This window comes from Altererythrobacter sp. GH1-8, from assembly GCF_043702085.1.
Classification (GTDB): Bacteria; Pseudomonadota; Alphaproteobacteria; order Sphingomonadales; family Sphingomonadaceae; genus Erythrobacter.
Genome location: NZ_CP171690.1, coordinates 1,088,205 through 1,110,476 on the forward strand (window position 1 = coordinate 1,088,205; position 22,272 = coordinate 1,110,476).

Below are 22,272 nucleotides of genomic sequence, written 5' to 3' on the forward strand. Positions count from 1 at the left end.
GATGCAGCTTTCCGTCTGGACATATGAAGGCCCGCCACATGTAGGGGCGATGCGTGTCGCCACCGCGATGGAAGGGATGCACTACCTGCTCCACGCGCCGCAGGGCGACACCTATGCCGATCTGCTGTTCACCATGATTGAACGGCGAGGCAAGCGTCCGCCCGTCACCTACACGACTTTCCAGGCGCGTGATCTGGGCAAGGACACCGCGCAACTGTTCCAGGACGCGGCACAGGATTGCCTTGAACGCTTCAAGCCGCAAGCGCTGATGGTCGGCGCGTCCTGCACTGCTGAACTGATCCAGGATGATCCTGCGGGTCTCGCGGAAGCCATGCGGATCGATTGCCCGGTGATCCCGCTTGAGCTGCCCAGCTACCAGCGCAAGGAAAACTGGGGTGCTGCGGAGAGCTTCTATCAGGTCGTCCGGCACCTGGCGGATAAGGAAATCCGCCCTGCGCCCCAAGCAGATCGCAAGCCGACTGCCAATATTCTCGGCCCCACGGCACTGGGCTTTCGGCATCGGGACGATGTGATTGAGGTGCGCAAGATACTCAATCGGCTCGGAATCGATGTCAACTGTGTTGCGCCGCTTGGCGCCTCTCCTTCTGACATCCGCGCCATTGGCAAGGCCGATTTCAACATCGTGCTGTACCCTGAGATCGGAGATGAGGCGGCTCGCTGGCTCGAGCGTGAATTCCATCAACCCGCTGTGCGCGTGGTTCCGATCGGAGTCGGGGCAACGCGCGAGTTCATACGTTCTGTCGCCGCTCTCGCCGGGGTCGATCCTTCTTTGGCGCTCGATGACGACCAGTCGCGTATGCCGTGGTGGAGCCGCTCAGTCGATTCCACTTACCTTACGGGCAAGCGCGTGTTCGTGTTCGGCGACGCGACCCATGCAGTCGCCGCGGCCCGCATTGCGGTGGAGGAACTCGGCTTCGAACTCGCAGGGCTTGGCTGCTACAACCGCGAATTCGCTCGCGAAGTGCGCGCAGCCGCGCACAAGTATGGCGTAGAAGCGCTCGTCACGGATGATCACCTCCAGGTCGAAGACGCGATTGCCGAAGCCTCGCCGGAGCTTGTCCTTGGCACGCAGATGGAGCGACACATTGCCAAGCGGCTGGGCCTTCCTTGCGCGGTGATTTCCTCCCCCGTCCATGTGCAGGACTTCCCGGCGCGTCATTCCCCGCAAATGGGCTTTGAAGGCGCCAACGTGATCTTTGATACCTGGGTCCATCCGCTGGTGATGGGGCTGGAAGAGCATCTCCTCACCATGTTCCGCGAGGATTTCGAGTTTTCCGACACGGCTGGCCCTTCGCATCTGGCCGCCCATGCGCCCAAAGCGCCTGCCAATGATGCAGCGGATGCTGCCATCCTGGTGGAACCGGCAGTCGCTGATGGCTCGCTGTGGACTGCAGAGGCGGAGCGCGAGCTCAAGAAAATCCCGTTCTTCGTCCGCGGCAAAGCGCGCCGCAACACGGAAGCCTTCGCTGCACAAGAGGGCCGCTGTGAGATCGATCTCGCCACACTTTACGATGCGAAAGCCCACTATGCCCGGTAGCTTCTCTCCGCCAGTGCGTGTCGCGATCGTGACGCTCGACAACCACCTCAAAGGTGCGGTCGAGCGCGCTGACGCGAAGCTTTCGAAGTCGAACATTTCCGTCAGCCTTCACGCGGCATCGGATTGGGACCGCGATCCTCACGCGCTTGAAGCAGCCAAACAAGATGTCGCGGGCGCAGACATCATCATCGCGACAATGCTGTTCCTCGATGACCACATTCGCGCAATCCTGCCTGCGCTCGAAGAGCGGCGCGAGGATTGCGATGCGATTGTCGGGCTCATGTCTTCTGGCGAGATCGTCAAGCTGACCCGGCTCGGCAAATACCGAATGGATGCGCCCACTAATGGGCCTCTTGCGCTGCTCAAGCGGCTTCGCGGATCGAAGACGGCCGGTGCAAGCTCTGGTGCAGGGCAGATGAAGATGCTGCGGCGCTTGCCTAAGATCCTGCGCTTTATTCCGGGTACGGCGCAGGATGTGCGCGCCTATTTCATGACGCTGCAATACTGGCTTGCCGGATCGGAAGAGAACGTCATCGCGATGGTCCGCGCCTTGATCGACCGCTATGCTGCCGGCGATCGTCTGACCCGGCGCGGTATGACCAAAGCGCAGCCGCCGATCGAATACCCTGAAAACGGGGTTTATCATCCGGGCAAGGACCAGCGCATTTCCGAGAGCTTGCGGCTGATCGCGCGCAACAAAGGCAAAAACGGCACAGTCGGCCTGCTGCTCTTGCGCTCATATCTGCTTGGCAATGATGCAGGTCATTATGATGGCGTCATCAAGGCAATGGAAGCGGAGGGGCTGAAGGTCATTCCGGCGTTTGCGAGCGGTCTCGATGCCCGGCCTGCGGTTGAACAGTTCTTCATGAAGAATGGCAAGCCAACGGTCGATGCAATCGTCAATTTGACAGGCTTCTCGCTGGTTGGCGGCCCTGCCTACAGCGACACCGATGCCGCCAGCAAGATGCTCGCCGAGCTCGATGTCCCCTATATTGCTGCGCATGCTCTGGAATTTCAGTCGATCGAGAATTGGCGCGATCGTCACCAGGGGCTGATGCCGATTGAAGCAACCATGATGGTCGCTTTGCCAGAGCTTGACGGGGCGACCTGTCCGAGCGTGTTCGGCGGTCGGATGGACAGCCATAATGGGCATTGCAACGGATGCGGGCGCAATTGTGAAGTCCCCGATGCTGGCAATATTCGTGCAATGCAGAGCTGCCCAGAGCGGGCCGAGGCGCTGGCTGCGAAGACTCTCAAGCTGATCCAGCTGCGCAAGTCCGCACGGCAGGACCGCAAGCTCGCACTGGTCATCTTCAACTTCCCGCCCAATGCCGGTGCGACCGGCAGCGCCGCGTTTCTGGCGGTATTTGAATCGCTCCACATCACACTCAAGCGGCTCAAGGCTGAAGGGTACGACATTGACGTTCCAGCCAGTGTCGATGCGCTGCGCGATGCGATCCTGAAAGGCAATGCAGAGCGGTTTGGAACCGATGCCAATGTTGCTGCCCGCATCAGCGCGGACGACTATGTGCGTGGGCAGTCAAACCTCGACGAAATCGAAGCACAGTGGGGGCCGGCTCCCGGCAAGATCCAGTCCGATGGTTCGCATATTCAGGTCCTCGGCGCACAGTTCGGCAACGTCTTTGTCGGGGTGCAGCCGGGCTTTGGCTATGAAGGCGATCCGATGCGGTTGCTGTTTGATGGCGACTTCGCACCGACGCACGCTTTTGCCGCCTTCTACAACTGGATCCGCCGCGACTTCGGCGCTCACGCAGTGGTGCATTTCGGAACGCATGGCGCGCTGGAATTCATGCCGGGCAAGCAAACCGGCCTGTCTGGTGATTGCTGGCCTGAGCGTCTGCTGGGTGATCTGCCGAATTATTATCTATACGCTTCGAACAATCCGACCGAGGGCCTTATTGCCAAGCGCCGTTCTGCGGCGAGCCTTGTCAGCTATCTGACGCCGCCTCTGGCGCAGGCAGGGCTCTACAAGGGTCTTGCTGAACTGAAAGTCAGCGTGGATCGGTGGCGCGCGTCCGAAAGAAGTGATGAACGCAACCAACTTGCGGCGCTCATTGCAGAGCAGTGCGACACTCTCGATATCGAGATAGGCGAGATCGGCGATCTCAGCGCTCGGCTCTACGAGCTTGAGCGGACCCTGATTCCGCATGGCCTGCACGTGTTTGGCGAGCAAGTACAAGGCGAAGAACGCGACGGGTTGATCGCGGCCATGCTTGAAGCAGACCCTGGGACAGAGCGCGATGCGCTCGAGGCCCTGCTTGACCAGTGCGATGAGATGGGCGCGTTGATCCATGCTCTTGACGGCACCTATACGCCGCCAGCACCGGGCGGAGACATTCTGGCCAATCGCGAAGTCCTGCCAACCGGCCGCAATATCCATGGCTTCGATCCTTTCCGGATCCCCTCGCGCTTCGCTTGCGAGGAAGGTGCAAAGCAAGCTGATCGCTTGATCGAGCGGCATGTCGCGAGCGGCGAACCGTTCCCTGAAAGCCTCGCCATGGTGTTATGGGGCACAGATAACATGAAGAGCGAAGGCGTGCAGATCGCGCAGGCCATGCGCTTGATAGGTGCGCGGCCAAGGCTCGATACTTACGGTCGGCTTTCTGGTGCGGAACTGATCCCGCTGGAAGAGCTAGGCCGTCCGCGCATCGACGTTGTCATGACATTGTCCGGCATATTCCGCGACCTGCTACCATTGCAATCGCGGATGTTGGCCGAAGCTGCCTTGCTTGCCTCGCAGGCCAAAGAGCCGGAAGACATGAATTTCGTGCGCAAGCATAGCCTGGCGCACCAGAAGACTCATGATTGCGATCTGGAAACCGCAGCCTTGAGGGTCTTTTCCAACAATGAAGGCGCATATGGCGCCAATGTGAACCAGCTGATCGATGGCGGAGTGTGGGCCGATCCTGACGAGCTCGCGAACGCGTTCGAGACTCACAAGGGCTATGCCTATGGCGTCGATGGCAAGCCGGTCCAGCAGCGCGAGATGCTGCGCAGTGCGCTCAGCGATGTCGAGTTCACCTACCAGAACCTTGAGAGCGTCGAAGTCGGCATTACCGATCTTGATCAGTATGTTGACGGGCTTGGCGGGATCAGCCGCTCCGTCGCACGCGCGCGTGGCAAGGATGCTCCCGTCTACATCGTCGATGCCACGCAAGGCAAAGCCAAGGTACGCACGCTGGCGGAACAGATTGATCTGGAAACACGCACACGCACGCTCAACCCCAAATGGTTTGAAGGCATGCTCAAGCACGGCTTCGAAGGCGTACGGGCGATCGAAGGTCATGTGACGAATACGATGGGCTGGTCGGCTACCACCGGCCAAGTCGCACCTTGGGTCTACCAGCAGATCAGCAACACCTTCGTGCTCGACGAGGAAATGCGAGAGCGGCTGGCCGCGCTCAATCCCAAGAGCTCTGCGCGTGTCGCGAATCGCTTGCTTGAAGCGTGCGAGCGTCGCCTGTGGGAACCCGATGATGAAACGCTCGAAGCCTTGCAGGCTGCAAGCGACGAACTGGAAGACCGCCTCGAAGGCGTGGTCGCGGCAAAATGAGCCGAGAGAGGAAATTTAAGGCATGAACTTACTCGATCCCAAGGCCCGCTTCAGCCAGCCTGACGGCGAAGGATCTGTCCAGGTCCAGCTTGATCCGCGCGACGAGATCAAAGGCGCCAAGGTCTTTGCTGTCTATGGCAAAGGGGGGATTGGCAAGTCCACCACTTCGTCCAACCTGTCTGCTGCATTTTCAAAGCTTGGCCACCGTGTCCTGCAGATCGGCTGTGACCCCAAGCACGATTCGACATTCACACTGACCAAGAAGTTGATGCCGACAGTGATCGACGTACTGGAGACGGTGGAATTCCACTCGGAAGAGCTGCGGCCTGAAGACTACATGTTCGAAGGCTATAACGGCGTGATGTGCGTCGAGGCAGGCGGGCCCCCGGCAGGCACAGGTTGCGGCGGCTATGTCGTCGGGCAGACCGTCAAGCTGTTGAAGCAACATCACCTGCTCGAAGACACAGATGTGGTAATCTTCGACGTACTGGGTGACGTGGTCTGCGGCGGCTTTGCAGCACCCCTGCAGCATGCTGAACGCGCGCTGGTTGTCGCCGCGAACGACTTCGACAGCATATTCGCGATGAACCGGATCGTTGCAGCGATTGGCGCCAAGGCCAAGAATTACGATGTTCGGCTTGCGGGCGTTGTCGCCAATCGCAGCCGTGAGACAGACGAGATTGACCGGTTCAGCGATGCGATCGGCATGAAGCGGCTCGCCCATTTCCAGGATCTCGATGCGATCCGCCGCAGCCGCCTGAAGAAATGCACGCTGTTTGAAATGGAAGAGTCGCCAGAGGTCCTGGCAGCCCAGATGGAATATATCCGTCTCGCGCAGTTGCTGTGGGATGGCGTCGATCCAGTTGAAGCGCGTCCGATGAAGGATCGCGATATCTTTGACTTCCTGGGGTTTGAGTGATGGCCACACACGCACCTGAGCCTTTCAACACAACGCGCTATGACCTGCAGCGCGACAAGCTTGCTGCCTATTTTGACGGCACGGCGCGCAAGGCCTGGATTGACCTGACGTCCGACGCGAAGGTCAGCGGCATTCGTGCAACGGTGCGCGCCGGACGCGAGGAGATGCGCGGGGTCCTCCTGTCGATGCTACCTGAAGACTTGCGCCGGAAGCGTTTGCTCGATGCGGGTTGCGGCACAGGCGCACTCGCTGTCGAAGCGGCATTCCGGGGCGCTGAGATCACAGCTGTAGATGTTGCTGGCGGGCTGGTCGAGATTGCGCAGGACCGCGCGCCGCAATTCCTCGGCCATGGCAAGATCGACTGGCAGGCCGGGGACTTCCTCGATCCGGCGCTTGGCACATTTGACCATATCGTGCTGATGGATTCGCTCATTCACTATTCGCTTGTGGATATGGTTGCCGCCTTGAGCGCGCTCAGCAGGCGTTGCTCAGGCTCGATCGTATTCACCTTTGCGCCGCACACCAAAATGCTCGGCGCGATGCACAAGGTCGGCAAGATTTTCCCGCGCAGCGATCGCTCACCTGCGATTGTGCCGATCGCCGAAACGCACCTGCGGCAAGCACTCGCCCCTCTGCATGACTGGCGCCTCGCACGCAGCGCGCGCGTGTCCAGCGGCTTCTATACTTCTCACGCAATGGAACTGGTGAGGCGTTGATGGCGGCAGGCGAACCCTTCTCTGCCAAGTGGAGCCGGATAGCGATGTCCTGGCTGCCCTTTGCAGATGCGGCCAGCGTGGATTTGCCGCTGGGGCAGTTGCTGCGGCTGGCCCTTTTCCAGGTCAGCGTCGGCATGGCGACAGTGCTGCTCAACGGCACACTCAATCGCGTGATGATCGTGGAACTGGAAACGCCAGCTTGGCTGGTTGCTGCAATGATTGCCTTGCCGCTGGTCATCGCGCCTTTCCGTGCGCTGATCGGGCACCGCTCGGACACGCATCGGTCTGTTCTGGGGTGGCGACGTGTACCTTATATCTGGTTTGGCACGACCATGCAGTTTGGCGGGCTCGCGATCATGCCGTTTGCGCTGATCCTGCTCAGCCGGCCAGACACATTCGCCCTCGGTATCGCTGGGAGCTGCTTTGCCTTCCTGATCACCGGTGCAGGCATCCATGTTACACAAACCGCCGGCTTGGCGCTGGCGACTGATCTTGCGCCGCCTGACAAGCGCCCGCGCGCAGTCGCGCTGCTCTATGTCATGCTGCTGGTCGGGATGATGTTCGCCGCCTTCGTGATGGGCGGATTGCTGGTTGATTACACGCACACCCGCCTGGTGCAGGTGATCCAAGGGGCGGCCGCGCTGACCTTTGTGTTCAACCTGATTGCGCTGTGGAAGCAGGAAGCGCGGCGACCTGAATTCACCAATCGTGAAGATCCCCGGCCAGACTTCTCGACCGAGTGGAGGAATTTCACCGCCGATCCCCAGACGCGCCGGATGCTGATCGCGATCGGTCTTGGAGCAGCAGCCTTTGCAATGCAGGATGCCTTGCTCGAGCCCTACGGCGGCGAGATCTTGTCTCTGTCGGTCGGCGCGACGACGAGCCTTACAGGCGGCTGGGCGCTCGGCACGCTGATGGGCTTTGCGCTTGCGGGCAGGATGCTGGGCCGGGGCTTTCGCGCACTGCGCATCGCAGGTTATGGACTTGCTGTTGGCATCCTCGCATTTCTCCTGATCATGTTCGCAGCGCCGCTGGAGCTTGCCGTTCTGCTGGCTTTTGGCGCGCTTGCAATCGGGTTTGGCAATGGCCTGTTCGCGGTTGGCTCACTCGTGGCTGTCATGGCGCTTTCTCGCGGCGGTGCATCGGGTATCGCGCTTGGCGCATGGGGCGCGGTGCAGGCGACCTGCGCGGGCCTTGCCATTCTGGTCGGCGGCATCCTGCGCGATGTCGTCGCCTATTTCGCGCTCAGCGATGCGCTGGGCACCACTTTGGCAACGCGCGCGTCCGGTTACGGCGCGGTCTATTTTCTCGAAATCCTGCTCTTGTTGGCGACGCTGATAGTGATCGGTCCGCTGGTCGGGCGCGAGCAGCCTGACGAGAATGCAAGCGAGCAAGACCCGTTTGGTCTTGCAGAATTCCCAACATGAGTTTGCGGGAAAGGAAAGTCCGATGGATGATGGCAATATCGTAGGAACACTCGACGTAGCGGAGCTCGCGCTGCTGCTATTTTTCCTGTTTTTTGCAGGATTGATATTCTGGCTACGGAGGGAGGATCGCCGTGAAGGCTATCCGCTCGAGGAAGAGGACGGACGTCTGCTCCCGGATGGGGGCCCGCTCAGCAAGGCACCGACCAAGACTTTCATCCTGCCGAATGGCAAGGGCACTCACAGCGTCCCGCATCCGGACGATCGCGATCCGGTGGATATAGCCGCCAAGCAGCGCGAGCCGTTTCCCGGCTCGCCTTACATCCCGACTGGCAATCCGCTGACCGATGGAATTGGCCCGGCTGGCTATGCGCAGCGTGCCAAGTGGCCTGACCAGGACCGGCACGGCCACAATCGGATCGGCCCGATGTCTGCCAGCGATGCAATTACCATCGCACCGCTCAGCAAGGATCCGCGCGGGCTTCCAGTTGTGGCTGCGGACGGCAAGACCGCTGGCACCGTGCATGATCTGTGGGTCGACCATGAGGAGCATGTGATCCGCTACCTCGAAGTCGATACGGGCACCGGCACTGCTCTTGCGCCGATGACCATGGCGAGGATCTGGGGCGGACGCGTGCTGATCGACGCGATCAATGCAGGCGATTACGCCGGGGTTCCGCAGCTGTCGACAGCGGGTGAGATTACCCGCGACGAGGAAGAGCGGATCGTGGCCTATTTCGGCGGCGGCTATCTCTACGCCAATCAGGAAAGGCAGGAGCCGTTCATATGATGGAGTACGATTTTGAACCGATCCGCGGCTTGCCGGAGGACTTGCCAGCTGACGAGTATGTCGTCTGGCAAGGCGCTCCGGACTGGCGGCTGTTTGCGCGCACTGCGCTCTACACCCGCTGGGTAGCGGGCTATTTCTTGGCCCTTGGTGCATTCGCTCTGGTAAGTGGCAGCATTGGCGGTGCGATTGCGACCGGCCTTGCCGGTGTTGCCGCCATCGGTCTGCTCGCTTTGTTTGCGGTGCTTGTGGCAAAGACCACAGTCTACACCATCACCAACAAGCGGATCGTGTTCAGAATCGGAATTGCTCTCAACAAGTGCATCAACCTGCCATTAAAAGTCATCGGCGCGGCGGACCTGCGCGCGCATGGCGCTGGGTTTGGTGATATTGCTGTCTCGCTGACAGCGGCGCATCGGCTTGGCTATGCAGTATTCTGGCCGCATGTCCGGCCGTTCCACTTCCGCGAACCGCAGCCCATGCTGCGTGCCTTGCTTGAAGCGGAGCAAGTCGCTCGCTTGCTCGCACAAAGCTGCGCAACAGTAGCGCCGCATCAGGCGGGAGAGGTGCTGCGCGATCGTGGTTCCAGCGCTTCGCCCGACGGTCTGACGGAGGCGCATGTATGAGCCACGCTCAAACTCACCGCCACGCGCATGGGCACTCTCACGGGCATAGTCACGAGAACACGGTCCCGCGCGCTGCCCTGATCGCGGCAGTGAGCCTGGTCGTCCTGTCGGTGCTCCTGACAGCAGCCGTGTCCCTTGGCTTTCTGGAGCGTGAGGCCGTCCCCCAACTCGAACGCGAAAAGGCGCAAGTGCAAGCCATCGCATCGCGCGATATTCGCTTCGACGACCGCGAGGACGGCGCAGTCCTTATCTCTGACGCGCATGACGGTTCATCCATCGCCGTTATCGCGACTGAAACTGAAGGCGGCGGCTTCATCCGCGGCGTCATGCGGGGTCTGGCGCGTGAGCGGCGGATGCATGGGATTGGCGCGGAACCGCATTTCGTGCTGACGTCCTGGGAAGACGGCTCGCTCTCGCTAACGGACAGTGCGACCGGACGCATGATCGAGCTAGGGGCGTTTGGCGCCGACAACCGCGCAACCTTTGCAGAGCTCTTGCCAGAGGGAGAGCCATCATGAGCCTTCGGAGATTCGATACACCTTGCTTGATCAGCATCGAGCAAAGTGAGGATCATTTTCACGCCCATGTCGAGCTCGACGGCGATATCTCTATCGAGCCGGGTGACCGCGTGCGTGTGCACGGTGATCCCATTCAGGTCCGCTTCGGGGAGCGGGTTACTTTCAACCGCATGGCCACGGTAACGCGCGCTGGCCCGATTGCCCGCGCATGGACGAAACTGGCGGCCTATCTTGACCTCAAGGAGCTCTACGAGGTCAGCTTCAACCCAGGGAGGGTGCGATGAACGCACACACACCAATCACCCGCGACGACGCCATGGACATGGCGAAGCAGAACACTGTTCTGAGCCCTCGCTTCTATACGACGGATTTCGATGCGCTGGACGCTATCGACGTTTCCCCGGTACGCGCAGAATGGGACGCGCTGATCGATGAGATGATCGAGGACCGCAACAAGCAGCACTTCAAGAAGGATGACAGCTTTACTGGCGCAATCGATCGACTGGAGCCGGAGCTGCGGGCTGAATTCATCGATTTTCTGGTGAGCTCGCTTACTGCCGAATTCTCAGGCTGCGTGCTTTATGCAGAGATCGCCAAGCGCACGAAGAACCCGGATGTAAAACAGTTGTTCAAGCTGCTCGCCCGCGACGAAAGCCGACATGCAGGCTTTATCAATGAATCGCTCAAGGATGCGGGTATCGGAATCGATTTAGGATTTCTGACGCGCACGAAGAAGTACACCTACTTCAAGCCGAAATTCATCTGGTACGCGGTCTATCTGTCAGAGAAGATTGGCTACGCACGGTACATCTCCATTTATCGCCATCTGGCAGCCAATCCCGACAAGCAGATCCATCCGATCTTCAGCTGGTTCCAGGAATGGTGCAATGACGAGTTCCGCCACGGCGAGGCCTTCGCAATGCTAATGCGCGCCGACCCCAAGCTGCTCAAAGGCCATAACAAGCTCTGGGTGCGCTTCTTCCTGCTTTCGGTTTACGCCACCATGTATGTGCGCGATCACAACAGGCCGGTATTCCATGCCGCGCTGGGGATCGATCCGACCGAGTATGACTACAAGGTCTTTGCGATCTGCAACCAGATAAGCCGTCAGGTCTTCCCGGTTGAGCTCGACATCGATGATCCTGCCTTCCGCCGCAAGATGGACGCGCTGCTCAAGGCGGCGCAAAAAATCGAAGCAGGCAAGGATCGCGGTGGTGTAATGGGCGCACTGCAACGCGTTGGCGGAATGGCGGGCGCTGGCCTCAGTTTCGCTCGCCTCTATTTCCACCGTGCCAAGCCCAATGCGCTTCCTGACACGATCCGGCTTCAGCCTGCATGGTAAGCTGGAGCGGCCATATCCTCCCCGTGTTGGTGACGATTGCGATCTGGTTTCTGGCAACCGGCCTGATCGCATGGGTCGACAACCGTTCGCGCACGACCTTTCCGCGCAGCCTTGTGCTGGCGGGGTGCGTCGGGATCGCGGGACTCGGGCTGATCTGGTTATCCATGGCAAGCACTGCCAGCCTTGCGATCTATGCAAGTTTTGCCGGGGCCTTGATGGTTTGGGCATGGCATGAAGTGAGCTTTTTGACAGGCGCTGCAGCAGGGCCGCGCCGCGAGGCGTGCCCCGAAGGCTCGAGCGGGTTTGAGCGCTTCGTTCACGCTAGCATGACGGTTATCTATCACGAGGTAGCGCTGCTGTTGTCCGCCCTGATCCTGATCTCGCTCACGTGGAATGCAGTCAACCAGATCGGCGCAATGACCTTTGCATTGCTCTACGGGCTGAGGCTTAGCGCCAAGCTGTGCATCTACGCAGGCGTGCCCAACACTTACACCGACATTCTCCCGCCGCATCTGGGCTATCTGCGCAGCTATTATGGGGCCAACCGTCTCAGCTCTGCTTTGGTCATCGCCCTGCTTGCAATTGCGGCGGTAAGCCTGTCGCTTGGCCAAGCTGCCTACGGCGCTCAAGCCGGAAGCGCTGAAGCGATCGGCGCGAGCCTGTTGTTTGCGCTCGCTTGCCTTGGATTACTCGAGCATTTCTTTCTCGCTCTCCCATTCCGCGATGGTGCGCTGTGGGGCTGGGCTTTGCCGCAAGCGGCTGCGCGTTCCGGCACAACCGTTTCCAACCGTTCGCCGCAGTCTGCTTCTGCGCAAACACAGATTACAAAAGAGGAAAGCTGAAATCATGGACTTCGACACATTCTTTGCCGACGAGCTCCAGAAGGTCCGCGAGGAGGGTCGCTACCGCGTCTTCACGGAAATCGAACGGCATCGCGGCAGCTTTCCTCACGCGACGCGCTACGTGAACGACGGGACGCAGGCCGTCACTGTGTGGTGTTCCAACGACTATCTTGGCATGGGGCAAAACCCGGTCGTTCTGGAAGCCATGCACAAGGTGCTAGACGAATGCGGGGCCGGTGCTGGCGGTACGCGCAATATCTCAGGCACAAATCACCACCATGTTCTGCTCGAGCGCGAGCTGGCCGACCTGCATGGCAAGGAAGCGGCACTGCTGTTCACCAGCGGCTATGTCTCGAACTGGGCCGGGCTGGGCACGCTGGCGAGCCGCGTTCCAGGTTGCGTCGTGTTCTCTGACGCGCTCAACCACGCCTCGATGATCGAAGGGATCCGCCACTCGCGCTGCGAATACAAAATCTGGGCGCATAACGACCCCGAAGATCTGGACCGCAAGCTATCGGATTACGGGCCTGACGTGCCGAAGCTGGTTGCTTTCGAGAGCGTCTACTCGATGGATGGCGACATAGCGCCCATCGCAGAAATCCTCGACGTTTGCGAGAAGCATGGCGCGATGAGCTATATCGATGAAGTCCACGCGGTCGGGCTGTATGGCGCGCGCGGCGGCGGCGTGGCCGAGCGCGAAGGCCTGATGGACCGGATCACAGTGATTGAAGGCACGCTCGGCAAAGCGTTCGGCGTCATGGGCGGCTACATTGCTGCGTCAACGGACCTTGTCGATTTCGTGCGCACTTTTGCGAGCGGTTTCATCTTCAGCACGGCCTTGCCGCCTGCCGTGGCAGCGGGTGCGTGTGCCAGCATCCGACACCTCAAGCAAAGCTCCGCGGAGCGCGAGCTGCAGCGCGAGCGAGTGGAGACGGTGAGGCGCAAACTCGACATGCTGCAAATCCCGCATTTGCCGAACCCCAGCCACATCATCCCGGTCATGGTGGGCGATGCCAAGAAGTGCAAAATGATCAGTGACTGGCTGATGGATAATCACGGTATTTATGTCCAGCCGATCAACTACCCAACGGTTCCGGTGGGCACGGAGCGGCTGCGGATCACGCCCTCACCGGTGCATAGCGATGGCGATATCGATCGGTTGATTCACGCACTGAGCGACATCTGGTCGCAATGCGAGCTGGCGCGGGGGCAGATTGCTGCCTGAGCAGGACTTGCGAGGCACAGCCTGTAAGGCTTTGAGAGAATTCGTCCGACCTGATTGCTCCCATTGATCAGGTCGGATCGGGGCCCGGACACTCCCTCCGACCGGGCAAGGAAAAGGGCGCGATCCCAGCCGGAGCGCGCCCTTTTTTGCGAAGTGATTTCGCGTAGGTTTACTGCGCGGCTGCTGTCTCGAGATAGGCGATGACGTCAGCCCGGTCCTGCGCGTCCTTGAGGCCCGCAAAGGCCATCTTGGTGCCCGGGATCACGCGCATTGGATCTTCGAGATACTGGAACATCTTTTCCCTGGTCCAGGTGATGCCGCTGTTGGCGTTTGCTTCAGTGTAGCTGAAGCCTTCAACCGAGCCTGCTGCGCGGCCCACAATGCCAGCCAGAGACGGGCCAATACGGTTCTGACCAGGCTCGATCACGTGGCAGGACTTGCACTGCAGGAAAATCTTTTCGCCAGCCGCCGCATCGCCAGTGAAATTGGCGAGGATCGTGCCATCGACAGTCTCGGTGTTGTCAGCTGCCGGGGCGGTCGCTGCTGCCGGTTCGGTCGTTGCGGTTTCTTCAGTCGCTTCTGCCGGAGCTGCTGTGTCGCTGGCAGCTGGCTCTTCGCTTCCGCCACCACATGCTGCAAGCAAGGCAACCGGAGCTAAGGCGCTGAGTGTGAGTGGAAATTTCTTCATATCGATCCCCTTAAGGCATGTCTCAAGAACGGATATTTATCCCGTTTTGACTGGTGTCGAACGCGTGAAACCAGCAAAGGTGCCGGATGCATGAAATTTTTTTTAGTTGTTGTCGAGTGAATTGCTGATGGCAATTGTGGAGAGCGCCACATTGGAGAGGGTCTGGAGGAATTTCTGGAGGTCTGCACCCGGCGCGCTGGATACGTAAATCACGTCATCGTCGCGAACCTGGAAATCCTGTGCGAGGAACAGACCTGCCGCATCGGACATATCCAGCCGGTATATCACCGGGATCTTGCCGTCCTGCCGGCTCTGAACATCGACGATTTGCGATGGTTCTATCGCAGCGGGTTCTTCGAAGCGGAAGACAAATACTCCGCGGATATCGGCGCGGTCATCGCGAAGACCGCCCATCCGGCCCAGCGCCTGCGCCAGTGACAGCCCGGAACCTTCGAAAGGTATTTCGGCATTTCGGGCCACTGCTCCAAGAGCGATAAAGCTGTAGGGCTGGTGGAGCACCGTGACGATATCTTCCGGCCGCAGGGCTATGTTCTGGGCCGGGTCGAGAATGATTGCGTCGAGCGGCATGGTCGCAGCGAGCTCGCCGCGGGCCACACGCACCGATGTCTGCTCGACCTCCTGACTTGGGCCCCCTGCCTGCGCCAGCACATCGAGCAGGCGCTCTCCGCGCGAGGATAGAGGTACGCGTCGGGTCTGCGCGACCTTGCCCATAACCGTGACGTTGTTGGCCTGATTGTCGACGAGCCGCACCAGCACTTGCGGGTCGTTTGCCTTGCCATCCAGACGTCTGATGATCTCGCTCTGGATTTGCGTGGTTGTCCTGCCAGCCGCTGTAACTTTGCCAGCGAACGGAACGGTGATGGCACCTGCTTCATCGACTCGCTGATCAGGCAGTGAGGTTCCTTGTGCTGCACCGCCGTCAAACGATCCGGCACGCGTCAACTGCCCGCCAAACAGGACAGCCGGTGGCGCTTCCCAGATGGTGACGCCTACAACATCGCCGCGCTCGAGGCGTGGAGCGAAGAACTCGGGATCGCCGAACACACGCGCAAAACTCTGCGCATCGCGCGAGGCAGTGATGCGTGCGTTGGTATTGCTGTCGAGTTCCACGACCGCGATTTCAGCTGCCCCATAGGGCTCGCCGTCTGATGAACGCACAGTGCCGGTGCCCGGGCCTGCTGCGCCGAGAGTCGAACACGCACCCACGAGCACCGCGAGCAGGCTTGCCAGCAGAATGCGGGACATTCGATCGAAAGAATCAGGCAACATCACAGGAACTTTTCATACAGGGATTGGAGGCGTGCGCGATAGTTCTCTGGGCTGTACTTGGCTGCTTGCGCGGCACCGCGCTTGACCAGATCAGCCCTCAGGTCTGCATCCGCGTCCAGGGTGCGGATGGCTTGCGTAATCGCTTGCGTATCGTATGGATCGACCATGAAGGCTGCATCGCCCGCGACCTCTGGCAGTGATGAGGTATTCGAGCATATAACCGGCGTATTCAGCAGCATCGCTTCGAGGGCCGGCAGTCCGAACCCTTCATAGAGCGAGGGAAACAGAGCGACCTTGGCGCCGCGGATCAGGCTTACCAGCAAGCTGAACGGTGCATAATCCATGCGAATGATGCGCTTTCGTGCTCCGCGCTGACGGGCCATTGCTGCAATCACAGGGTTGGGTGCATCCTTGTCTGCCCGACGATCATCTTCAGAGCGCATCCCTTCATTGAGCAGGGCGAGCTCTTTCTCGGCTTTCCATGCCTGCGCGCCGATGATGATGAGCGGGGTTTGCACATCGCTTGCGAGATAAGCCTCGATAATGCGCGCAATGTTCTTCTTGGGCTCGAGCGAACCCCAGAACAGAAAATAGCCCTTGTAGTCGAAGCCTGTCACGCCTTCGATTTCGCGCGCGAGTTGATCTTCAGGCTTGTCGCGGTACTTCGCGGGAATTTGAACCGATTGATAGGTATTGGTGATCTTCTCTTCGGGAATACCGACCAGCTCAACAAGGTCCCGTTTGGAATTTTCTGACACAGTAACAATGTGATCGGACTTCTTGCCCAGCAGCTGCATCAGCTTGAGGTAACGCTTCTTGTTGTCGAGCGTCGTGTAAGGCAGGCGCAGGGGCACGAGATCATGCAGGGTGTAGATGTTCGGCCGGCCGGCCAGCTTCACGGGCAAAGGGTATGTCCAGTGCGCAAGGTCGGGCTGATCTGGCAGCCTGATGTTGACCAGCCTTTTCCACACCCAGAACGCCCCTTGCGCGTTCTTGAACACGTCGTTGGAATTGTAGAGCGTGTCGAAATAGGGAAGCCGCGATGAAAAGGTGCGCGTCACAACCCGGCCGGTCACAGGAACCTGCTTCGCCTTGTAACTGAGCGGGCCGCGCAGAGCTTGTTTCGCTCTTTCTAGCAATTCGAGGAACCGATGCTGTTCCACTGGTCCGTCAAAAAACGCGATTTCATTCAGCAATTGGTCGCGCTGGGGCGAACCGCGATTGCCGTAAAGGACAGCCACCTGGTGCCCCAATTCGTGAATCTCGTAGCTGAGATTGCGCGCATAGGTGGCGACTCCGGTGCCTTTCTCAAGCCCGAGATTGTAGCCATCAATAAGGATTGATTTTGTGCCGTTCACCGCGTGCCAGTCCTATGCTGCGATCTGAGAGTTGAGTGCAGACATGGCTGCCTTTGTCTTCGGCCAGTCGCTGAGGGCGCCATGCTGCATCAAGAAAGCGACCATGTCTGACCGCGCTGAACATTGCGCCTCAAAATCAGTCCGGGCCTTGTCGGACAAACGCTCTCCAAACAGACAAGCCAAAGCGCGGATGCGATGTGGCTCAGCTTCATCCGCAATTGACCGGTCTGCGATAGCCATAGCAAGCTTGCCAGCAAGGTCAGCGCAAAGCGCGTCGAGGGTCGGGTGGGTGCGCATCATCGCAAGGCAATCCGACGTCTCATACGGCTGATCGCCTTGCATGAACCAATGGAGCAGCTCGAAATCCGGCTTGGCAGGCGGCTGACTCGCCGCGGGACCGCTATCAGGCAGGTGCATGGCTGCATAATAATAATCGCCTGCTTGCTGCTTGACGACATGCTCGATGTGCGGCCGAACATCTGCCAGCGGCTCACCCAAAGCGACTGACGTCCGGTAAGCGATTTCGCTGTCCGCGAATTCGCCTTGTTCCTTGTGCATATGGCCCAGCTGTGCCCAGTAACTGCGCTGGTAAGGGTAGAACCTCAGCGCTTCGGCGTAGTATTCGGCGGCGCGTTGCCATTGGCGCTGGTCTCGGGCCCAGTCGCCTTGTTGAGCCAGTGCGCGAAAACGTTCATCGGACAAAGCGGCATGCTGTGACGATTCAATCATGCGCGCACGATTGGTCCAGCTCACTGTTTGCGGCTTGGATTGTGAGTTCGCGCCTATCAGTTCCTTGTAGCTTTCGTAGGTCGCTTCGAATTCATCAAACAGGCTGAGCTTGCCGTCGTGCAGAACAGCCCAGCGGTTGCAATGCTCGCGGATGTATCCTGCATCATGCGAGATGATGATCATTGCACGGTCCCCGCGCACCTCGAACAGCTCGCGATTGCAGCGATCGTGGAAGCGCGCATCCCCGACCGCGCCGATCTCGTCGATCAGGAAACAATCAAACTCGATGATCATCGAAATCGCGAAGGCAAGTCGCGCGCGCATGCCTGAGGAATAAGACCGCACCGGCTCGTTCAGATAGGGACCAAGCTCGGCGAATTCCTCTACAAAGGCGAGGTTGCGCTCGAAATCCTGATCGTAGATCGAGGTGATAAAGCGGATGTTGTCAATACCGGTCAGCTGCGGCTGGAAGGCTCCTCCAAATGCCAGAGGCCAGGATACGGCCATGGTGCGTTCGATTTTACCCGAGGTAGGCTTTTCAGCACCGCTGATGAGGCGAATAAGCGTCGATTTGCCCGCGCCATTGCGCCCCAGGATGCCAAGGCGTTCACCCTTCGCGAGATCGAAGTCGATGCCGCGCAGAACCTCCTTCTCCCCGAAGCGCGTCGGGTAGGACTTGTGCACATCGCGCACCTCGATCGATCCCGCGTCGCTCATTCAGGCACCACCCGCCGCGCTACCCACTGCACCATCAACAGGGCGGCGACCGACAGGACCAGATTAAAACTTATGAGATACGACACATCGTAGATCGCGCGTGCCTGCGATCCGAACCAGCCCTCGCGAACAAGCTCGACCCCGTGCACCGTCGGGATCCAGAGCACGATATCCTGCGCGAATTTGGGGAGCGCGGCGACAAGGAAGGCCGCGCCAGACAGTGGAAACAACAGGTAGCTTGAAGGGTGCCAGAGCTTGTCGACGATCTCGCTTTGATGCGACAGTGCCCCCAGGAACACTGCGAGCGCACAGCCAAACCAGGCCAGCAGAAGCCAACCGGCCACTACCGTCAGGAAATCTTCCGGCAAGTTCATCATGCCCAGAGACACAAACACCAGCGCAAGGACGGAAAAGGAAATCGTCGCGCCACCGAATTCCAGCAGGAGCCGTGCGCAGTAAATGTCGAGAACCTTGATGTTGCGATGGTACATCAAAGACAGGTTTGCCCAAAGCGCACCGATGCAGCGCCCCGGCATGTTGCGCCAAAGCAGGACGCTGGAATAGCCCGTCAGCGCGAAGGCGACGATAGGAAGATCGCTACCATGCAAGGTCTTGGTTGCAGTCCACAGTGCAGTCACCCCGAGTGTGAATAGCATGGGCTCAACGAACAACCACAGAAAGCCGATATTATGGCGCCCGTAGCGCGTCAGCATCTCGCGGATCAAAAGCGCACCGATGATCCGCCGGTTGATGGTCAGGCTATCAAAGAGGTCCGACCGGGAGGAGGCAACGCCTTGGTTCAATTGCGATGCTCCCGTATTCCTACGAGAAGCATTGCGATGACGCCCCATGCCAGCAAGCCCAGTATGAAGGTTGCGAAAATACTGCGAATACGGCGTGGGTAAGTCGCGTAATCGGCGAGCGACGGGTCTGAAATGCGCTCGACATAGGCTTGCTGACGCCGGGCCTCGGCCTGCGCATCTTGCAATGAGGCAAGTGCAATGGCGAGCTGTTTCTCGGCAAATTCAGAAGCGAGGGTCAGCTCCTGAAAGCGAGCAGCGTTTGCAGACAGTGAACGCGTGCCGCCAGCGATCTTCCGGGTTTGCGCTTCGATCTCGCCTTCAAGCTGTGCAATCTGAGTGCGCAGGAATGGGATCTGGGAAGCTTTAGGCGTAAACCTCTCCATCTGTTGCAATTGCGTTCGTGCCGATGTCAATTGCTCCTGCATTTGCGCGATGGTTTGCAATCCGATTTGCGCTTGCAGTTCGGGGTCGATGACTTCTTCCGAATCGCGGAAGCGCGCCAGAGCGAGCGAGGCGGCGCGCGCATTCTCACGCGCGTCGAGGACCTGTTTCTCCGAAAAACTGATGGCGTCCTTACGGGCGCGGTCAGAAAGATCGTTCACCAGCGCTTCTGATCCGCGCAGCAAGCGCTCGTTGATCTCTTGCGCATGTTGGGGATCATAAGCCTCGACGCGCAAACGCAGAACGCGCTGGCTTTCACCTGGCTGGACTGAAACCTTACGGGAGAAATACGCGTAAAGATGTTCGAAACTGTTGCCGCTTAGCCAGCCGAACCGGTCCATCGCAAAGACCGTGTCATTGCCATAGGCCTGCCGCACAAAGCCGTCTTCGTCGATCTGGCGCAGGGCTCCACGCGACTGGACATATTCGTTCACCGCGTCGCTTTCATGGCTTCCGCCGGTAATGCTTGATGAGCCAAGGACCGAATCGAGCGGTGAGGTGTCGGGCTTCGCTGTGCTGCGGACGATGATCCGCGATTCGGAGACGTAGATGTCCTCTGCAAGGAGTCCGAAATAGATCGCTGCCAGAAAGGTCGGCAAGGCGACCACAGCAAGGAACAGAGGGCTAACAGCCTTCAAGCGAGCCAGCATGGCGAATTCCGTCTCCCTTGCTCAACCAATTGACCGGCCTCGCTAAAGCACATTTGAGTGATCAGGCAAATGCTGCCTTTTGTCGATTGATGCCAGTATGTAAATCTGGCTGATTGTCGAGCATGTTCAGCCAAGCTGCAAGCTTAGCGAAATGATCGGACCATTGCGGGGCCACAAAGCCGTCAATGGCAGCGAGCTGGCGCCGGTATTCGTCCCCCTTGTTGCAGTAATCCGCAACCGCTGCGGCCCAGGCCTGAATATCATGCGGGTCGAGCAAGGTCGGAATTCCCTGGCCCAGTTCCTCAAAGCTTGCGAGGTTTGAGCCGATCACGGGTATGCGTCGTTCAAGAGCTTCGACGAGCGGGATTCCGTATCCTTCGGCAAAGGAAGGCAGCAATACCGCTCGCGCGCCTGAAATGAGCCTGGCCAAGGAGCGGTCATCAAGATCAGTCTTTAGATCCACGAAGCGAGCAAGCCAAGGCTCGCGCTCCAGTCGCGCCAGCAATTCCTCGCTGCCGCTGCCAAGACTTCCCGCGAACACGAGCCGGGGGGCTGCCTCGCCCATAAGCGCAATCATCTCCTGCCAGACATCCAGCAGCAGCTGAGGGTTCTTGCGCCGCTCAATCGTTCCGACCGAGACGAATTTGGTCGTGGCGCTTTGTTCGGGTTTGCGAATGAGCGGAAGTTTTGCTCCGGCTATCCAAGAAACGAGCAGCGGCGGCATCCCGATGCGATTGTCACGCGCAAACTGCCTCAGGCCCGAAGCCGTCGTTTGCGAATTGGCCACGATTCCGCGCGCATGCTTCAGCGCGCTTTTGACGCGCCCGCGATGTCGGGTTGTTTTGTGTGTCGTGGTCACGTCAGGATCTGTAATCGGGATCAGGTCATGCAGCAGGTAGATCGGCTTGAGCCCGCTTCGGTTGACCCAGCGCCAGTGCGAATCGAGGTCAAAATCGGAATGACCGACATTGATGTAGTAGGCGTCGCGAGTCTCAAGCGCGCGTAAGGGTGCCGCCGTGCTCATGGTCAGGGCCGCCACAAGTTTGCGCCGGAATTGCCAACGAGGAAGATCGAGCGATTGCATCAGCAGGTCGCTCGCTGCGCGATTGAGCATAACCGCCCGACCCCGGATTTGAATGACAGCGATTGCGCGGTGCCCAAAATGGTCGGCGTAGGCATCGCAAACCCGGTCTATGCCGGTTGGATTTGCGCCATTCCATCGGCGGGCGGCGGCGCGTGTCATATCGAGGAAGACAGGCGTCATTGTGCGACCATCGCCAGGTTCTTGCCATTTGCCTCTGACTTCTCAGTGGCACCGAACAAATGCGGCAAGTGTTGCCCTATCTGCGCGCGGGCCTGAGCCAATGCATGGGGCTCGTCGACGTCGATCCACCACGCCAAACCAACGTCGATTGTTGCCGCACGACCTTGATCGGCGAGGACCTGCATACCATCAGAAAGAGAGCCGGACTTGCCTTGTGCAATCGCGGTTTCAAGGGCCTCCAACAGTCCTGAACTGGTGAGGAAGGCCCCGCAGTCAACGGCGTCGTATGGCTCGATCTGCTTGCCGATCTCGATAATCCTGCCGGATTGGTCAGTCTTGACCCATGTGGCATCATCCGGATCGACCAGCTCTGAACTGACGCGCCGATCAATCGCCAGCACTGCCCCTTGCGAAGGGAGCGTGGTTGCGACCAGCGGACGGAGGATTTCACGCGACAGGACATGATCTGCCATGACCAGCGCAAAACGGTCACCGAGAGCGTTCGCTGCCGCAAGAATCGAATGGCCGTTGGGCTTCGTGAAGTCCGGCACCCGTCGCGCTTCGATCGCAACCCCGGTTCGCGTTGCAATCGCCTTAAGCTCTGTCTCGACAAGCTCGGCCTGAAAGCCTGTCGCGACCACGACTCGCATGACACCGGCATCCATGAGTTGCCGGATTGCTATTTCGAGCAAGGACATCCCATGCAGAAGGGTAAGAGGCTTGCATGGCTCTACGCCGCGCAATCGGCTCCCAAAGCCTGCAGCAAGTATCAGCGCGTCCAGAGGTTTGGAAACAGTCAAC

Annotated in this window: 20 protein-coding genes; 12 read left to right on the forward strand and 8 right to left on the reverse strand. The window is 59.4% G+C overall.

Annotated elements, in window-relative coordinates:
* Nucleotide 1 precedes the first annotated feature (1 nt).
* The 12 genes from bchB to hemA are packed head-to-tail and all read left to right on the forward strand — an operon-like array spanning nt 2 to nt 13,531.
* Nucleotides 2-1,558, forward strand: a complete 1,557-nt coding sequence (gene bchB / locus ACG9DO_RS05330; RefSeq protein ID WP_394730687.1) for a ferredoxin:protochlorophyllide reductase (ATP-dependent) subunit B — start codon at nt 2-4, stop codon at nt 1,556-1,558.
* The gene (locus ACG9DO_RS05335) at nt 1,548-5,132 is read left to right on the forward strand and encodes a magnesium chelatase subunit H (RefSeq protein WP_394730688.1); all 3,585 of its coding nucleotides are present in this window, start codon (nt 1,548-1,550) and stop codon (nt 5,130-5,132) included. Before bchB ends, ACG9DO_RS05335 begins: the two co-directional genes overlap by 11 nt.
* 22 nt (nt 5,133-5,154) lie before the next feature.
* Nucleotides 5,155-6,051 carry a ferredoxin:protochlorophyllide reductase (ATP-dependent) iron-sulfur ATP-binding protein gene (bchL, locus tag ACG9DO_RS05340; RefSeq protein ID WP_394730689.1) on the forward strand — a complete coding sequence of 299 codons (897 nt, stop codon included), beginning with the start codon at nt 5,155-5,157 and terminating at the stop codon, nt 6,049-6,051.
* A complete protein-coding gene (gene bchM, locus ACG9DO_RS05345) occupies nt 6,051-6,767 on the forward strand; it encodes a magnesium protoporphyrin IX methyltransferase (protein ID WP_394730690.1) in 717 nt (238 codons plus the stop codon). The genes bchL and bchM overlap by 1 nt, the downstream gene beginning before the upstream one ends.
* Nucleotides 6,768-6,811: 44 nt before the next feature.
* The gene (locus ACG9DO_RS05350; RefSeq protein WP_394730691.1) at nt 6,812-8,194 is read left to right on the forward strand and encodes a BCD family MFS transporter; all 1,383 of its coding nucleotides are present in this window, start codon (nt 6,812-6,814) and stop codon (nt 8,192-8,194) included.
* A 22-nt stretch (nt 8,195-8,216) separates the two neighbouring features.
* Nucleotides 8,217-8,981 (forward strand): photosynthetic reaction center subunit H, encoded by a 765-nt coding sequence (puhA, locus tag ACG9DO_RS05355; protein WP_394730692.1) that lies wholly within the window; start codon nt 8,217-8,219, stop codon nt 8,979-8,981.
* Entirely contained in the window at nt 8,978-9,604 is a 627-nt protein-coding gene (gene puhB / locus ACG9DO_RS05360) for a photosynthetic complex putative assembly protein PuhB (RefSeq protein WP_394730693.1), read from the forward strand. The genes puhA and puhB overlap by 4 nt, the downstream gene beginning before the upstream one ends.
* Nucleotides 9,601-10,122 carry a photosynthetic complex assembly protein PuhC gene (gene puhC / locus ACG9DO_RS05365; protein WP_394730694.1) on the forward strand — a complete coding sequence of 174 codons (522 nt, stop codon included), beginning with the start codon at nt 9,601-9,603 and terminating at the stop codon, nt 10,120-10,122. Before puhB ends, puhC begins: the two co-directional genes overlap by 4 nt.
* The gene (locus ACG9DO_RS05370) at nt 10,119-10,406 is read left to right on the forward strand and encodes a hypothetical protein (RefSeq protein ID WP_394730695.1); all 288 of its coding nucleotides are present in this window, start codon (nt 10,119-10,121) and stop codon (nt 10,404-10,406) included. The genes puhC and ACG9DO_RS05370 overlap by 4 nt, the downstream gene beginning before the upstream one ends.
* The gene (gene acsF, locus ACG9DO_RS05375) at nt 10,403-11,464 is read left to right on the forward strand and encodes a magnesium-protoporphyrin IX monomethyl ester (oxidative) cyclase (protein WP_394730696.1); all 1,062 of its coding nucleotides are present in this window, start codon (nt 10,403-10,405) and stop codon (nt 11,462-11,464) included. The genes ACG9DO_RS05370 and acsF overlap by 4 nt, the downstream gene beginning before the upstream one ends.
* Entirely contained in the window at nt 11,458-12,306 is an 849-nt protein-coding gene (gene puhE / locus ACG9DO_RS05380; RefSeq protein ID WP_394730697.1) for a putative photosynthetic complex assembly protein PuhE, read from the forward strand. Before acsF ends, puhE begins: the two co-directional genes overlap by 7 nt.
* A 4-nt stretch (nt 12,307-12,310) precedes the next feature.
* Nucleotides 12,311-13,531 (forward strand): 5-aminolevulinate synthase, encoded by a 1,221-nt coding sequence (gene hemA / locus ACG9DO_RS05385; RefSeq protein ID WP_394730698.1) that lies wholly within the window; start codon nt 12,311-12,313, stop codon nt 13,529-13,531.
* A gap of 169 nt (nt 13,532-13,700) precedes the next feature.
* Here the strand turns inward: hemA and ACG9DO_RS05390 are convergent, their stop codons facing one another.
* The 8 genes from ACG9DO_RS05390 to ACG9DO_RS05425 form a co-directional block, all read right to left on the reverse strand.
* The gene (locus ACG9DO_RS05390) at nt 13,701-14,219 is read right to left on the reverse strand and encodes a c-type cytochrome (protein ID WP_394730699.1); all 519 of its coding nucleotides are present in this window, start codon (nt 14,217-14,219) and stop codon (nt 13,701-13,703) included.
* 102 nt (nt 14,220-14,321) lie between these two features.
* Nucleotides 14,322-15,485: a polysaccharide biosynthesis/export family protein gene (locus ACG9DO_RS05395; RefSeq protein ID WP_394730700.1), complete on the reverse strand. Its 1,164-nt coding sequence runs from the start codon at nt 15,483-15,485 to the stop codon at nt 14,322-14,324.
* 23 nt (nt 15,486-15,508) lie between these two features.
* Nucleotides 15,509-16,867, reverse strand: a complete 1,359-nt coding sequence (locus ACG9DO_RS05400; RefSeq protein ID WP_394730701.1) for a glycosyltransferase family 4 protein — start codon at nt 16,865-16,867, stop codon at nt 15,509-15,511.
* Between the two features lie 12 nt (nt 16,868-16,879).
* Nucleotides 16,880-18,313, reverse strand: a complete 1,434-nt coding sequence (locus tag ACG9DO_RS05405; RefSeq protein ID WP_394730702.1) for an ATP-binding cassette domain-containing protein — start codon at nt 18,311-18,313, stop codon at nt 16,880-16,882.
* The gene (locus tag ACG9DO_RS05410; protein ID WP_394730703.1) at nt 18,310-19,116 is read right to left on the reverse strand and encodes an ABC transporter permease; all 807 of its coding nucleotides are present in this window, start codon (nt 19,114-19,116) and stop codon (nt 18,310-18,312) included. Before ACG9DO_RS05410 ends, ACG9DO_RS05405 begins: the two co-directional genes overlap by 4 nt.
* Entirely contained in the window at nt 19,113-20,207 is a 1,095-nt protein-coding gene (locus ACG9DO_RS05415; protein WP_394730704.1) for a hypothetical protein, read from the reverse strand. Before ACG9DO_RS05415 ends, ACG9DO_RS05410 begins: the two co-directional genes overlap by 4 nt.
* A 61-nt stretch (nt 20,208-20,268) precedes the next feature.
* The gene (locus tag ACG9DO_RS05420; RefSeq protein ID WP_394730705.1) at nt 20,269-21,450 is read right to left on the reverse strand and encodes a glycosyltransferase; all 1,182 of its coding nucleotides are present in this window, start codon (nt 21,448-21,450) and stop codon (nt 20,269-20,271) included.
* A gap of 17 nt (nt 21,451-21,467) precedes the next feature.
* Complete coding sequence (locus ACG9DO_RS05425) at nt 21,468-22,271, reverse strand: NTP transferase domain-containing protein (protein WP_394730706.1); 804 nt, start codon at nt 22,269-22,271, stop codon at nt 21,468-21,470.
* Nucleotide 22,272 lies beyond the last annotated feature (1 nt).

Excerpts from the sequence above, each read along its gene's own strand:
- ACG9DO_RS05335 (WP_394730688.1), top strand. The coding sequence starts at position 1,548 with ATGCCCGGTAGCTTCTCTCCGCCAGTGCGTGTCGCGATCGTGACGCTC.
- bchL (WP_394730689.1), top strand. The coding sequence starts at position 5,155 with ATGAACTTACTCGATCCCAAGGCCCGCTTCAGCCAGCCTGACGGCGAA.
- ACG9DO_RS05420 (WP_394730705.1), bottom strand. The coding sequence starts at position 21,450 with ATGACACGCGCCGCCGCCCGCCGATGGAATGGCGCAAATCCAACCGGC.
- puhB (WP_394730693.1), top strand. The coding sequence starts at position 8,978 with ATGATGGAGTACGATTTTGAACCGATCCGCGGCTTGCCGGAGGACTTG.
- hemA (WP_394730698.1), top strand. The coding sequence starts at position 12,311 with ATGGACTTCGACACATTCTTTGCCGACGAGCTCCAGAAGGTCCGCGAG.
- puhC (WP_394730694.1), top strand. The coding sequence starts at position 9,601 with ATGAGCCACGCTCAAACTCACCGCCACGCGCATGGGCACTCTCACGGG.
- ACG9DO_RS05370 (WP_394730695.1), top strand. The coding sequence starts at position 10,119 with ATGAGCCTTCGGAGATTCGATACACCTTGCTTGATCAGCATCGAGCAA.
- ACG9DO_RS05390 (WP_394730699.1), bottom strand. The coding sequence starts at position 14,219 with ATGAAGAAATTTCCACTCACACTCAGCGCCTTAGCTCCGGTTGCCTTG.
- bchM (WP_394730690.1), top strand. The coding sequence starts at position 6,051 with ATGGCCACACACGCACCTGAGCCTTTCAACACAACGCGCTATGACCTG.
- acsF (WP_394730696.1), top strand. The coding sequence starts at position 10,403 with ATGAACGCACACACACCAATCACCCGCGACGACGCCATGGACATGGCG.
- ACG9DO_RS05405 (WP_394730702.1), bottom strand. The coding sequence starts at position 18,313 with ATGAGCGACGCGGGATCGATCGAGGTGCGCGATGTGCACAAGTCCTAC.
- puhE (WP_394730697.1), top strand. The coding sequence starts at position 11,458 with ATGGTAAGCTGGAGCGGCCATATCCTCCCCGTGTTGGTGACGATTGCG.
- ACG9DO_RS05415 (WP_394730704.1), bottom strand. The coding sequence starts at position 20,207 with ATGCTGGCTCGCTTGAAGGCTGTTAGCCCTCTGTTCCTTGCTGTGGTC.
- ACG9DO_RS05395 (WP_394730700.1), bottom strand. The coding sequence starts at position 15,485 with ATGTCCCGCATTCTGCTGGCAAGCCTGCTCGCGGTGCTCGTGGGTGCG.
- bchB (WP_394730687.1), top strand. The coding sequence starts at position 2 with ATGCAGCTTTCCGTCTGGACATATGAAGGCCCGCCACATGTAGGGGCG.
- ACG9DO_RS05350 (WP_394730691.1), top strand. The coding sequence starts at position 6,812 with ATGTCCTGGCTGCCCTTTGCAGATGCGGCCAGCGTGGATTTGCCGCTG.
- puhA (WP_394730692.1), top strand. The coding sequence starts at position 8,217 with ATGGATGATGGCAATATCGTAGGAACACTCGACGTAGCGGAGCTCGCG.